Raw genomic sequence first — 13,021 nt, forward strand, 5'->3', positions numbered from 1 at the left:
GTGTCCGCGAGTGACAAAATTGCACACTCCTCGCAACCGTCGCGGCTGGCGTTTGACAGTTTTTCGCGGGCTACCGGTAGCCCGGCGCGGAGGGCAGACCGAAGTACTGCTCCAGCGTCTTGATGCCCCGGGAATGCATGTCCTGAGCGGCCTCGACGCCGATGTACCGGAGGTGCCATGACTCCGCCAGGTACCCCGTCACCGCCTCCATGTCCATCTGATATCTGACGATGAACCCGAATTCGTGCGCCCTCCTGGCCGCCCAGACGGCGGCGGGCTGTGATGCGAAACACGGGACGAAGGCGCACGCTCCGCCGCTGTCCCCGATGTCGAACGCCCATCCCGTCTGGTGCTCCGAGTACCCCGGACGGGCCGAAGCGGTGTCTGCACTGGCGGTGCCGCGGGCGTCGGCATACGACTGATACAGCCCCACCTGAGTGGTGTAGGAACGGTATCCGCTGGCCAGGACCAGCCCCACGCCGTCCTGAGACGCCGCAGCGAACATCTTCTCCGCGGCCGTCGCCGTGGTCGCGTTGACCAGGGCCAGCTCGCCCTGGGCCGTGGAGGCGACCGCGGGGGCACGGAGATCCGGCGGGATGAAATCCACCGGGCGCAGCGGCCGGTGTTTGTTGACGACCACCCACGGACTCCGTGGGTCATCGAAGGAGTGCCGGGCGCCGGGCGACGAGAGGTAGGGGGCTTTCGGGACGGGCTTCACGGAAGGCGACGGCGAGACGGATGGCGACGGCGGACGGGAACCGGAGGCGGAGACGCCGCCCGCAGCGGTGCCTGAGGCCGTCGCGGACCCCTGGGGCGGCGTCGTCGGCGAACAGGCGGCGAGGCCGAGCGCCCCGGCTCCCAGCAGACCGGCCCGCAGAAGATCTCTCCGTCGTGGTTCCATCAGACCTTCCTGAGCAGCATCCGCCGGATCGAGTGATCCGGGTCCTTGGTCAGCACGAGCTGGGCCCGGCCGCGGGTGGGAAGCACATTGTGGACGAGGTTCGGTTCGTTGATGCGCTTCCAGATGTCCCGGGCGGTCTCCTCGGCTTCCGCGTCGCTGAGCGAGGCGTAGCGGTGGAAATACGACTCCGGCTGGGAGAACGCCGTGGTGCGGAGCTTGCGGAAGCGGTCCACGTACCACTCTTCGATGTACTGGGTCTTCGCATCCACGTAGATGGAGAAGTCGAAGAAGTCGGACAGGGCGAGGCCGAGCCGCCCGTCCTGACGGATCTGCGCGGGGGCGAGGACGTTCAGACCCTCCACGATCAGCACGTCCGGCCGGCGGACCACCACTTCGCGTCCCGGCACGATGTCGTACGTGACGTGGGAGTACCAGGGGGCCCGCACTTCCTCGGCGCCGCCCTTGATGGCGGCGACGAACCGCAGGAGGGCGCGCCGGTCGTAGGACTCGGGGAAACCCTTGCGGTCCAGGAGCTGACGACGGCGCAGCTCGGCCAGGGGGTACAGGAAACCGTCGGTGGTGATCAACTCGACATTGGGGGTGCCGGGCCAGCGCCGCAGCATCTCGCGGAGCACGCGGGCGATGGTGGATTTGCCCACGGCCACCGAACCTGCCACGCCGATCACGAACGGCGTGCGCTGGGTTCGCTCGCCCAGGAACGTGGTGGTGGCGGAGTGCAGCTGTCCGGCGGCCTCGACGTACAGGTGAAGCAGGCGTGACAAGGGAAGATACACATCCCGGACCTCGGCCATGTCCAAGGGGTCGCCGAGTCCGCGCAGGCGGTCCAGGTCCTCCTGGTTCAGCGGCTGCTCCATCTGAGCGGCCAACCGCGACCAGGTCTGGCGGTCGAGCTCCACGAAGGGGGACACGCCGTCGCCCTGGTTGTCCATGCGGTGCAAACTCACCTAAGAGATTCTGCCCGCAGGCGAGGCCAGAATGAAATGCACACGCCCGGGCCGGTAGGCTTGTGCGCATGTGTGGAATTGTGGGATACACCGGTCGGTCCACCACCGCCGAGGAAGCGGGGCGCTCCGCCCTCGGCGTGGTGCTGGAAGGCCTTCGTCGTCTTGAATACCGTGGATACGACTCCGCGGGTGTCGCCGTGCTCGAAGAAGGCGGTGTCGCCGCCCGGAAGAAGTCCGGCAAGCTGGCGAACCTGCTGAGCGAGCTCGAAGCGCACCCCCTGCCTGAGTCCCTGACCGGGATCGGGCACACCCGCTGGGCCACCCATGGTGGCCCCACCGATCTCAACGCGCATCCGCATCTGGCGGACGGCGGCCGGCTGGCCCTCATCCACAACGGCATCATCGAGAACTACTCGGAGATCAAGCAGGAGCTGCTCGCCCAGGGCATCGAGTTCCTCTCCCAGACGGACACCGAGGTGGCCGCCGCCCTCCTCGGCCGGCTGTACCGCAAGCTCGCGGACGGCGCCATGTCCGGCGACTCCGGCACCGCGATCCTCACCGAGGCGATGCGCCAGGCCTGCCAGCGTTTCGAAGGCGCCTTCACCCTGCTCGCCATTCACGCCGATGCGCCGGAGGCCGTGGTGGCCGCCCGCCGCAACTCTCCGCTGGTGGTGGGCCTCGGCGACGGCGAGAACTTCCTCGGCTCGGACGTCTCCGGCTTCATCGACTACACCCGTCGCGCCGTCGAGCTGGGCCAGGACCAGATCGTGACGATCACCCCGGACACCGTGGAGATCACCGACTTCCAGGGGAACCCGGCCGAGGGCCGCGAGTACCACGTGGACTGGGATCCGGCATCCGCCGAGAAGGACGGCTACCCGTCCTTCATGGAGAAGGAGATCCACGATCAGCCCGAGGCCGTGGCCAACACCCTCCTGGGCCGTTCCGACTCCCACGGCAATCTGACGCTCGACGAGGTCCGCATCGACCCCGAGCTGCTGAAGTCCGTCAACAAGATCATCGTGCTGGCCTGTGGCACGTCCGCATACGCCGGCCAGGTGGCCAAGTACGCGATCGAGCACTGGTGCCGCATCCCCACCGAGGTGGAGCTGAGCCACGAGTTCCGGTACCGCGACCCGATCGTGGACGAGAACACCCTGATCGTCTCCATCTCCCAGTCCGGCGAGACCATGGACACCCTCATGGCCGTGCGCTACGCCCGTGAGCAGGGCGCCAAGACCGTGGCGATCTGCAACACCAACGGCTCCACGATCCCGCGTGAATCCGATGCCGTGCTCTACACGCACGCCGGACCCGAGATCGCCGTGGCGTCCACCAAGGCGTTCCTGGCCCAGATCACCGCCGCCTACCTGCTGGGGCTTTATCTGGCACAGCTGCGCGGTAACAAGTTCAAGGGCGAGATCAAGGACATCCTGTCCGACCTCGGCAAGATCCCGGCCAAGATCTCCGCCATCCTGGAGCGTGAAGAGGACATCAAGTCCCTGGGCCGCGACATGGCCGAGGCCAAGTCGGTGCTGTTCCTGGGCCGTCACGTGGGCTTCCCGGTCGCCATGGAAGGCGCGCTCAAGCTCAAGGAGCTCGCGTACATCCATGCCGAGGGCTTCGCCGCCGGCGAGCTCAAGCACGGCCCGATCGCGCTGATCGAGGAAGGCCAGCCGGTCTTCGTGGTGGTGCCGTCCCCGCGCGGCCGCGACTCGCTCCACTCCAAGGTGGTGTCCAACATCCAGGAAGTCCGCGCCCGTGGCGCCCGGACGATCGTGATCGCCGAGGAAGGCGACACGGACGTGGTGGACTACGCCGAGCACGTCTTCTACGTCCCGGAGACCCCGCCGCTGCTGGCTCCGCTCCTGACCACGGTGCCGCTGCAGCTCTTCGCCGCGGCTCTCGCCGAGGCCAAGGGTTACGACGTGGATCAGCCGCGTAACCTCGCCAAGAGCGTGACCGTAGAATAAGCGCCATGATCGTTGGAATCGGCGTTGACGTGGTGGACATCGAGCGTTTCAAGCGGCAGCTGGAGGGTACTCCGGCGTTGCGGGAGCGGCTCTTCGTCCCGGCCGAGCGCGACTTGAATGACCGCTCCCTGGCGGCCCGGTTCGCCGCCAAGGAGGCCGTGGCCAAGGTTCTCGGCGCCCCGGCCGGCATGAACTGGCAGGACTGCTGGATCGGGCTCTCCGCGGAAGGCCCCAGCATTCAGGTCAAGGGCACCGTCAAGGCCGTGGCCGATTCCAAGGGCATCAAGCACTGGCATCTGTCGATGAGCCATGACGGCGGCATCGCCACCGCCATGGTCGTGGCGGAACGCTAGACGAAGAGCAGGACATGATCGGCGCCTATTCCGCGGATCAGGTGCGGGCCGCCGAGCGGCCCGCCCTGGACGCCGGGATGGGCGCCGAACTCATGCGCCGGGCCGCATTCGGTCTGGCCATGACGATCCTCCGTGAAGCGCGGACCCACTGTGGCCGGGTCTCCGGCGCGCGGGTGGCGGCTCTGGTGGGCAAGGGCAACAACGGGGGAGACGGCCTCTGGGCCCTCGCTTTCCTGGCCCACCGCGGAGTCGCGGTCACGGCCGTGCTGGTGGACTCCTCGGCACATGGCGAGGGTCTCGCCGCGCTGCTGAGCGCGGGAGGCCGAGGGCTGCAGCTGGTGTCCGGAGCCGTCTCCGGCGATACGGCCCAGGACGATGAGCCGCGGGACGGCACAGCGGACGACGGCACAGCGCAGGGCGACAGAGTGCACGACGGCACAGCCGAGGGCGACACAGCGCACGACGGCGCCGCCCGGGTGGCCCTGATCAGCCCGGCCGAGGCGCGGGATGAGTGCGTCCGTGCGGACGTCCTGATCGACGCGATCCTGGGCACGGGCGCACGCGGCGGATTGCGAGGAACTGCGGCGGAGCTCGTGGGTTTGCTGGAGCGTGAGCGGACCGTGGCCCCCGATTTCCCGTTCGTCGTGGCCTGCGACGTCCCGAGCGGAGTCGACCCGGACACCGGCGAAGTGGCCGGGCCCGTGCTGCGTGCCGGAGCCACGGTCACGTTCGCGGCCGCCAAAGCAGGATTGCTGCTGCCTCCGGGAGCCGGAGCCGCCGGCCGGGTGAATGTGGTCCGCATCGGCGTGGAGGACCGCCTCGGGGAGCCCGTGGTGCGGCGGCTCGGCGCCGAGGACGTGTCGCGCGCCCTGCCCCGGCCCGCAGCCGAGGGACACAAGTACACCCGCGGAGTGCTCGGCGTCGTGGCCGGCTCGGAGGAGTATCCGGGAGCGGCCGTTCTGGCCTGCTCGGGCGCACTGTCCGCCGGGGCCGGCATGATCCGGTACTTCGGCCCTCCGTCCGTGGCGGCGGTGGTCACTGCGGCGCTGCCGGAAGTGGTGTGTCACAGCGGACCCGAGCTGCGCGGCAGGGTTCAGGCGTGGGTCCTCGGATCCGGGGTGTCCGGTGAGGGACAGCTGGACCGGTGCCGGCAGGCCCTGAGCCTGGGGCAGCCTGCCGTGGTGGATGCCGGGGCGCTGGATCTCGTGAGTGAAGGCGACGAAGACCGGCCGGAGGTCATCCTGACCCCGCACGCGGGGGAACTCGCGCGCCTGCTGAGCCGTCTGGGCGTCGATCGTGAACGTTCCGCGGTCGAGGCCACCGCGCTGGACTCGCTGCGGGAGGCCGTCCGTCTGACCCGCGCCACCATCCTCCTGAAAGGCCCGCACACCGTGTGCTGCGAGCCCGGCGGGATCCTCTACTCCCAGGCCGACGGCACACCGTGGCTCGCGACGGCGGGCAGCGGGGACGTCCTGGCGGGCATCCTCGGCGCCCTGCTCGCGCAAGGGGGCGCTGCGCCGTCGTCGTCGGGGGGAGAGGCCGGACAGGGGCACTGGGCCGCCACCGCCGCCCTGGCCGCCGCAGTGCACGGCCGCGCCGGGCGCATCGCCTCCGGCGAGGCCGGCGGAGGACGGGGCCACCCGATCACCGCGCGCGACGTCGCGCGGGCCGCGCGCCTGGTCTGGGACGGGCCCTGACGACCGTGTAGCGGAATCGACATCTGAGTGCACTAAGGTGAGCCCGCAGGGGCACCGGGACTACCGCCTGAGGAGGCACACCGCGTGGAGAATGTGAATCAGCAAGTCTGGCCGGGCAAGGCGTACCCGCTCGGGGCGACGTACGACGGGGCGGGCACCAATTTCGCGCTCTTCAGCGAACGGGCCGAGGCCGTGGAGCTGTGCCTGGTGGACGACGACGGGAATGAGCAGCGCATCCCCCTCACCGAGGTGGACGGATATGTGTGGCATTGTTACCTGCCCGCCGTGCGCCCCGGGCAGAAGTACGGCTACCGCGTGTCCGGGCCGTACGAACCCGAGCACGGCAACCGGTTCAACCCCAACAAGCTCCTCCTGGACCCCTACGCCAAGGCCGTGGCGGGGCAGGTGGACTGGGATCCGGCCGTGTTCAGCTACGACCATGAGGACCCCACGCAGCGCAACGATGAGGACTCGGCGCCGCACGTGATGCTCGGCGTCGTCATCAACCCGTTCTTCGACTGGGCCGGCGACCAGCAGCCCGGCATCCCGTACCACCAGAGTGTCATCTACGAAGCGCACGTCAAGGGCCTCACCAAGCTCCATCCGGACGTGCCCGAGGACCAGCGGGGGAGCTACGCGGGCCTGGCGCACCCCTCGGTGATCAAGCACCTGCAGGACCTCGGCATCACGGCCATCGAACTCATGCCCGTGCACCAGTTCGTCAACGACTCGGTGCTGCAGGACAAGGGCCTCTCCAACTACTGGGGCTACAACACCATCGGCTTCTTCGCCCCGCACAACGGCTACTCCTCCACGGGGGAGCAGGGTGAGCAGGTCCAGGAGTTCAAGACCATGGTGCGGGACCTGCACCGTGCCGGCATCGAGGTCATCCTGGACGTGGTGTACAACCACACCGCGGAAGGCAATCACCTGGGCCCCACCCTGTCCTTCCGGGGCATCGACAACGCGGCCTACTACCGATTGATGGATGACGACCCGCAGTACTACATGGACCACACGGGCACGGGCAACTCCCTCAATGCCCGGAACCCGCATTCGCTGCAGTTGCTCATGGATTCGCTGCGGTACTGGGTCACGGAGATGCACGTGGACGGGTTCCGCTTCGACCTGGCCGCCACCCTGGCCCGTGAGTTCTACGAGGTGGACAAGCTGTCCTCCTTCTTCGAACTCGTGCAGCAGGACCCGGTGGTGTCCCAGGTGAAGCTCATCGCGGAGCCGTGGGATGTGGGACCGGGTGGTTACCAGGTGGGCAACTTCCCGCCGCAATGGACCGAATGGAACGGCAAGTACCGCGACACGGTCCGGGACTTCTGGCGCGGGGAACCGGCGGCGCTGGGCGAATTCGCGTCCCGGCTGACGGGATCGGCCGACCTGTACGAGCACTCCGGCCGCCGGCCGGTGGCCTCCATCAACTTCGTCACCGCCCACGATGGCTTCACGCTGCGGGACCTGGTGTCCTACAACGAGAAACACAATGACGCCAACGGCGAGGACAACCGGGACGGCGAGTCCCACAACCGGTCCTGGAACTGCGGGGTCGAAGGCCCCACGGACGACCCCGAGGTTCAGGCGCTGCGCTCGCGGCAGCAGCGGAACCTGCTGGCCTCGCTGCTGCTCTCCCAGGGCGTCCCGATGATCCTGCACGGCGATGAACTCGGCCGGACTCAGGATGGCAACAACAACGCGTACTGCCAGGACACCCCGCTCACGTGGGTGCACTGGGACGCGGTGGACGAGGATCTGGTGGACTTCACCGGTCGGCTGAGCAAACTGCGGCACGAGCACCCGGTGTTCCGCCGCCGTCGCTTCTTCGACGGGCGCCCGGCCGAGACGTCCGAGGGCGAATGGCTGCCGGATGTCGTGTGGCTGGATTCGGACGGCTCCCCCATGACGGATGAGGACTGGAACAACGGCTTCGCCCGGACCCTGGCGATGTTCCTCAACGGCGGGGCGATCCAGGCGCCGGGGGAGCGCGGCGAGGAGATCCTGGACGACGACTTCATCCTCTGCTTCAACGCGCACGACGACGAGGTGGAGTTCACCCTTCCCGCCGAGAACTTCTCCGCCGGATGGACGCCCGTGCTGGACACGTCGGGCCGGGAATGCAAGGGCGCGCTCGCGGCTCGCTCGAAGGTCGCGGTGCCTGCCAAGTCCATGCTGGTCCTGCAGGGGTGGCGGGGGTAAGACACTCCCTCCCTGCCGCGAGACGCCAGTTGAGCACAGTGTTCCTCACCGGGACTGTGCTCACCTGGCGTCTCGCGAGCTGTGAGAGCTCCCTGTGCACCCGGTTTCACTCTGTGAGCAGGTCCTCGCCCGCCGGTTACTCGAGTGGCAGGATGGGCCTGTGACTTATCTAGCTTCCCCTCAGCGCTACGACACCATGCCCTACCGCCGCGTCGGACGCAGCGGTCTGAAGCTGCCGGCCATCTCCCTCGGTCTGTGGCACAACTTCGGTGACGACAAGCCGTTCGAAACCCAGCGGGCCATCCTCCGCCGCGCCTTCGATCTGGGCGTCACCCACTTCGACCTCGCCAACAACTACGGCCCGCCCGCAGGCAGCGCGGAGACGAACTTCGGCCGCCACCTGGCCGAGGACTTCCGCCCGTACCGGGACGAGCTCGTCATCTCCACCAAGGCCGGCTATCACATGTGGGACGGCCCGTACGGGGAGTGGGGGTCCCGCAAATACCTCCTCTCCAGCCTGGACGCCTCCCTCCAGCGCATGGGGCTCGACTACGTCGACATCTTCTACAGCCACCGCCCGGACCCGTCCACTCCGCTGGAGGAGACCATGGGCGCCCTGGACACCGCGGTCCGTTCCGGCCGCGCGCTGTACGCAGGCATCTCCTCCTACACCCCGGAGCAGACGCTGGAGGCGGCTCGCATCCTGAAGGAACTCGGGACCCCGCTCCTCATCCACCAGCCCAGCTACTCGATGCTGAACCGCTGGACCGAGGACGGCACCCCCAACTTGTACGAAGCGCTGGAGCAGGTGGGCGCCGGATCCATCGCGTTCTCGCCACTGGCCCAGGGCATGCTCACCGACCGTTACCTGAACGGCATCCCCGCCGATTCCCGGGCCGCTCAGGAGCGCTTCCTCCGGGCGGACTCCCTCACGGAGGAGAAGATGAACCGGGTCCGCGGCCTCCACGAGATCGCCGCAGGCCGGGGCCAGAGCCTCGCTCAGATGGCGATCGCCTGGATCCTGCGTGACCAGCCGAAGGGGACGCCCGTGACGTCGGCCCTGGTGGGCGCGTCGAGCGTGGGTCAGCTGGAGGACACCCTGGGGGCGCTGGACCGCCTCGACTTCAGCGACGATGAGCTGACCGCGATCGATGAGTTCGCGGTCGAATCCGACATCAACCGCTGGGCCCCCGCGACGCACCGCAACGGCTGAACCACCCGCGGAGTGGAGCGACGACGGCGGCCCGTCGGCCGCCGTCGTCGCGCTCCCTCACCGCGCCGGGACTAAAAACGGAGCGTCGTGCGTTGGATCTGTTGCCGAGGGTTTTCGGGCCACTTCGGCGTGTTCGATAGACTGCTTGAGCGCCTGAGGCATCGCCGCCGGGCGCTCGCTGCCGCTCCCCGGTTCCGGGTGGAGCCCGCAGTTCACGTTTTTGACTAAGGAGTTCCGTGCCGTCACACCCCATTCGCGTTGCCATTGTTGGCGTAGGCAACTGTGCCGCTTCCCTGGTGCAGGGCGTCGAGTACTACAAGGATGCTGATCCGAACAGCACGATTCCCGGCCTCATGCACGTGGAATTCGGTCCGTACCATGTGCGGGACGTGCAGTTCGTGGCCGCCTTCGACGTCGATTCGAAGAAGGTGGGCCTGGATTTGGCCGACGCCATCGGCGCCAGCGAGAACAACACGATCAAGATCGCCGATGTGCCGAGCACCGGCGTGACGGTTCAGCGCGGTCACACCCTGGACGGCCTGGGCCGCTACTACCGCGAGACCATCGTGGAAGCGCCGGAGGAGCCGGTGGACGTGGTCGCTGCCCTGAAGGCCGCCGAGGTGGACGTCATGGTCTGCTACCTGCCCGTGGGCAGTGAGGAAGCGGCCAAGTTCTACGCGCAGTGCGCCATCGACGCCGGCGTGGCCTTCGTCAACGCCCTGCCCGTCTTCATCGCCGGCACCCCGGAGTGGGCCGCGAAGTTCGAAGCGGCCAAGCTGCCGATCGTGGGTGACGACATCAAGAGCCAGATCGGCGCCACCATCACGCACCGCGTCATGGCCAAGCTGTTCGAGGACCGCGGCGTCACCCTGGACCGCACGTACCAGTTGAACGTCGGCGGCAACATGGACTTCAAGAACATGCTGGAGCGCGATCGCCTGGAGTCCAAGAAGATCTCCAAGACCCAGGCCGTGACCTCCAACGTCGAGGCCGAGCTGCATGCCGACGACGTGCACATCGGTCCGTCCGACTACGTGGCGTGGCTGGATGACCGCAAGTGGGCCTTCGTCCGCCTGGAAGGCCGCAACTTCGGCGACGCCCCGGTGTCCCTGGAGTACAAGCTGGAGGTGTGGGACTCCCCGAACTCGGCCGGTGTGATCATCGACGCGATCCGCGCCGCCAAGATCGGCCTGGACCGTGGCATCGGCGGCCCGCTGCTGTCCGCCTCCAGCTACTTCATGAAGTCCCCGCCGGAGCAGGTCAACGACTCCACGGCTCGGGACAACGTCGAGGCGTTCATCCGGGGCGATCTGGAGCGCTGAGCCTCCCAGCTCAGCTGAGGTCGGCACAGGTCAGAAGGGCATCCGTCGCAGGACGGGTGCCCTTCCGGCGTTTAAGGGCGGGTTTAAGGGCGGGGACAGTCACATTGACTTTTGGGATCCCAACTATTGACTGTGACACGCATCATATCTACTGTGGTTTTTGGGATCCCAACGCGGGATCCCAAAATTGACCTCCGGCAGGCCGACGGCGCACCGGCAGCCCTCCCGAAGAAGCGAAGGAGGACCTCGTGTCCCTTCCCCAGAAAGCCACCGCGATCCCAGCGGTGGAGACGGACTCTCCCCAGAGCCGGCAGACCAAGCCCACCAAGGTCCGCTGGAAGCTTTTCCTGCTGTTGCTGGTGCTGGTCGCCGTCAACTACATCGACCGTGGCTCGATCTCGGTGGCCCTTCCCATCATCCAGAAGGAATTCAACATGGGACCGGAACTGGTGGGGCTGCTCCTCTCCGCCTTCTTCTGGACCTACGCTCTCATGCAGGTGCCTGTCGGCTGGCTGATCGACCGCTTCGGTCCCCGCAAGGTGGTCACGGCATCCTGCCTCGGCTGGGGCGCGGCGACCGCCGCCTCCGGTCTGGCCGGCGGATTCCTCAGCATGTTCATCGCCCGCATGGGCATCGGCGTCACCGAGGCGGGCGTCATGCCGGCCGGCGGCAAGCTGAACGCCCTCTGGATGCACTCCAAGGAGCGCGGCCGTGGCGCCACGATCCTGGACGCGGGAGCGCCCCTGGGCGCCGGCGTCGGCGGCATCCTCATCACCTGGCTGATCTCGACCGCCGGCGGCTGGCGTCCGGCCTTCATCATCGCGGGCATCCTGACCGTCGTTCTGGGCCTGGTCATCTGGTGGTATGTCCGGGACAACCCCCGCGAGCACCGCGCGGTCAACGACGCCGAGGCCGAGTACATCGAGGCGTCCCACCGGGCGGAGGACGAGGCGGCGCAGGCGGCCGGCGCGAACACCGGCCGTCGCGGACTCCTGCCCTACCTCAAGCACCGGTCCTTCTGGGCCATGTGCTTCGGCTGGTTCGGTTTCAACGGCGTCTTCTACGGGCTGCTGACCTGGGGTCCGCTGTTCCTGTCCCAGGCCAAGCACTTCGACCTCAAGACCATCGGATGGTCCACGTTCGTCATCTTCGGCGCGGGTTTCATCGGTGAGATCATCGGCGGATCACTCGCGGACACGCTCCGTGAGCGCGGCTTCGACACCAACAAGGTGATGCGTTCGCTGCTCGGGCTCTCCGCCCTGGTGGTCACGCTCGGCCTGGTGGGCGTCACGGTGGTGGGCGATCCGGTCACCGCGGTGGTCCTGCTCTCCGTGGTGCTGTTCTTCCTGCGCTGGGTCGGTCTGTTCTGGGCCGTTCCCGCCACGCTCGGTGGCCGGGCCAACGCCGGTGTGCTGGGCGGGGCCATGAACCTCAGTGGCAACATCGCCGGCATGATCACCCCCATCGTGGTCGGGTTCATCGTCGGCGCGACCGGTGGCTACACCTGGGCGCTGCTCTACTTCGTGGCATCCGCCGTCATCATGGGGATCTCCGTGCTGACGCTGGACTACAGCAAGCGGCTGGTGGTCTGATCGGCTCGTCCGCCGGCCCGGGCGAGGCCGGCGGACGGTCGCACCGGACGCGTCACAGAGCGGCGGCCAGGGCTCATCGGCCCACTCCGCTCGGCAGCGGACCTCACGCGTACTAGGCTGGGATCCCATAATCGTTGAGCGGAGGGGACCACATGGCACGGGCTGCTGAGGAGACCCAGCGGGAACTCCCGCTGCGTGAGGTGATCCGGGACGCGATCAGGAACCGCATCTTCGAGGGCCACTACGCCCCGGGCGCCCGGATGGTGGAGCGGGACCTCGCGGCGGAGTTCAAGGTGTCACGGCTTCCCGTCCGGGAAGCGCTGAGGATGCTCCAGCAGGAGGGTCTGGTCACGGAGCGCGCCACCCGTGGATCCGTGGTGACCGCCCTGGAAGAGAAGGACGTGGACGACCTCTTCGACGTCAGGATCTCGCTGGAGGTCCTGGCCTGCCGGCTCGCTGCGGAACGGGCCACCCCGGACGACCTCGCCACGCTGGGACGACTGGTGGATCAGGCGGACGACGCCCTCGCCCGGGGCAGCCTGGTGGACGCACACCGGCTCAACAGCGAGTTCCACGACGAACTGACCCGGATCGCGGACAACACCTTCCTCAAGTCGGCTCTGGAACCCCTTCAGAGTCGGATGCACTGGCTCTTCCGGCACGTCCGCGATCTGCCCGAGCTGATCAAGGAACACCGCGAACTGCTGGAGGCGATCTCCAGTGGGGACCCCGAACGGGCCGCCGAACAGTCCGCCCACCACATCCAGAAATACCGCGAACAATACCCAGACACCGTGTGA

At 67.9% G+C, this 13,021-nt stretch carries 10 protein-coding genes; 8 read left to right on the forward strand and 2 right to left on the reverse strand.

What is annotated here, in order from left to right; genetic code table 11:
- Positions 1–70: 70 nt before the first annotated feature.
- Together AB4Y75_RS02195 and coaA are read right to left on the reverse strand one after the other, a co-directional pair.
- Complete coding sequence (locus AB4Y75_RS02195; protein WP_441434257.1) at positions 71–901, reverse strand: M15 family metallopeptidase; 831 nt, start codon at positions 899–901, stop codon at positions 71–73.
- Positions 901–1,851, reverse strand: coding sequence for a type I pantothenate kinase (gene coaA, locus AB4Y75_RS02200; RefSeq protein WP_441435239.1), 951 nt, complete (start codon positions 1,849–1,851; stop codon positions 901–903). The genes AB4Y75_RS02195 and coaA overlap by 1 nt, the downstream gene beginning before the upstream one ends.
- Before the next feature lie 83 nt (positions 1,852–1,934).
- Here coaA and glmS point away from each other — a divergent pair, with 83 nt between their 5' ends.
- The 8 genes from glmS to AB4Y75_RS02240 all read left to right on the forward strand — a co-directional run bounded on the left by glmS (position 1,935) and on the right by AB4Y75_RS02240 (position 13,021).
- Positions 1,935–3,839 (forward strand): glutamine--fructose-6-phosphate transaminase (isomerizing), encoded by a 1,905-nt coding sequence (glmS, locus tag AB4Y75_RS02205; RefSeq protein ID WP_441434258.1) that lies wholly within the window; start codon positions 1,935–1,937, stop codon positions 3,837–3,839.
- A gap of 5 nt (positions 3,840–3,844) precedes the next feature.
- A complete protein-coding gene (locus AB4Y75_RS02210; RefSeq protein ID WP_441434259.1) occupies positions 3,845–4,192 on the forward strand; it encodes a holo-ACP synthase in 348 nt (115 codons plus the stop codon).
- A 14-nt stretch (positions 4,193–4,206) separates the two neighbouring features.
- Positions 4,207–5,889 carry an NAD(P)H-hydrate dehydratase gene (locus AB4Y75_RS02215; protein ID WP_441434260.1) on the forward strand — a complete coding sequence of 561 codons (1,683 nt, stop codon included), beginning with the start codon at positions 4,207–4,209 and terminating at the stop codon, positions 5,887–5,889.
- A gap of 84 nt (positions 5,890–5,973) precedes the next feature.
- Positions 5,974–8,094, forward strand: a complete 2,121-nt coding sequence (glgX, locus tag AB4Y75_RS02220) for a glycogen debranching protein GlgX (protein WP_441434261.1) — start codon at positions 5,974–5,976, stop codon at positions 8,092–8,094.
- A 160-nt stretch (positions 8,095–8,254) separates the two neighbouring features.
- The gene (mgrA, locus tag AB4Y75_RS02225; protein ID WP_441434262.1) at positions 8,255–9,307 is read left to right on the forward strand and encodes an L-glyceraldehyde 3-phosphate reductase; all 1,053 of its coding nucleotides are present in this window, start codon (positions 8,255–8,257) and stop codon (positions 9,305–9,307) included.
- 236 nt (positions 9,308–9,543) lie between these two features.
- The gene (locus AB4Y75_RS02230) at positions 9,544–10,629 is read left to right on the forward strand and encodes an inositol-3-phosphate synthase (protein ID WP_441434263.1); all 1,086 of its coding nucleotides are present in this window, start codon (positions 9,544–9,546) and stop codon (positions 10,627–10,629) included.
- Positions 10,630–10,877: 248 nt separating this feature from the next.
- The gene (locus tag AB4Y75_RS02235; RefSeq protein ID WP_441434264.1) at positions 10,878–12,221 is read left to right on the forward strand and encodes an MFS transporter; all 1,344 of its coding nucleotides are present in this window, start codon (positions 10,878–10,880) and stop codon (positions 12,219–12,221) included.
- Between the two features lie 152 nt (positions 12,222–12,373).
- On the forward strand, positions 12,374–13,021 hold the full coding sequence (locus AB4Y75_RS02240; RefSeq protein ID WP_441434265.1) for a GntR family transcriptional regulator: 648 nt from the start codon (positions 12,374–12,376) through the stop codon (positions 13,019–13,021).

Origin of the sequence: Arthrobacter sp. RAF14, assembly GCF_052114185.1 — a bacterium.
In the GTDB taxonomy this organism is placed as follows: Bacteria; Actinomycetota; Actinomycetes; order Actinomycetales; family Micrococcaceae; genus Arthrobacter_E.

What these genes read in the sequence shown, in the direction of transcription:
- AB4Y75_RS02195 (WP_441434257.1), bottom strand. Translation starts at nt 901, where the DNA reads ATGGAACCACGACGGAGAGATCTTCTGCGGGCCGGTCTGCTGGGAGCC.
- AB4Y75_RS02210 (WP_441434259.1), top strand. Translation starts at nt 3,845, where the DNA reads ATGATCGTTGGAATCGGCGTTGACGTGGTGGACATCGAGCGTTTCAAG.
- AB4Y75_RS02240 (WP_441434265.1), top strand. Translation starts at nt 12,374, where the DNA reads ATGGCACGGGCTGCTGAGGAGACCCAGCGGGAACTCCCGCTGCGTGAG.
- coaA (WP_441435239.1), bottom strand. Translation starts at nt 1,851, where the DNA reads ATGGACAACCAGGGCGACGGCGTGTCCCCCTTCGTGGAGCTCGACCGC.
- AB4Y75_RS02215 (WP_441434260.1), top strand. Translation starts at nt 4,207, where the DNA reads ATGATCGGCGCCTATTCCGCGGATCAGGTGCGGGCCGCCGAGCGGCCC.
- glmS (WP_441434258.1), top strand. Translation starts at nt 1,935, where the DNA reads ATGTGTGGAATTGTGGGATACACCGGTCGGTCCACCACCGCCGAGGAA.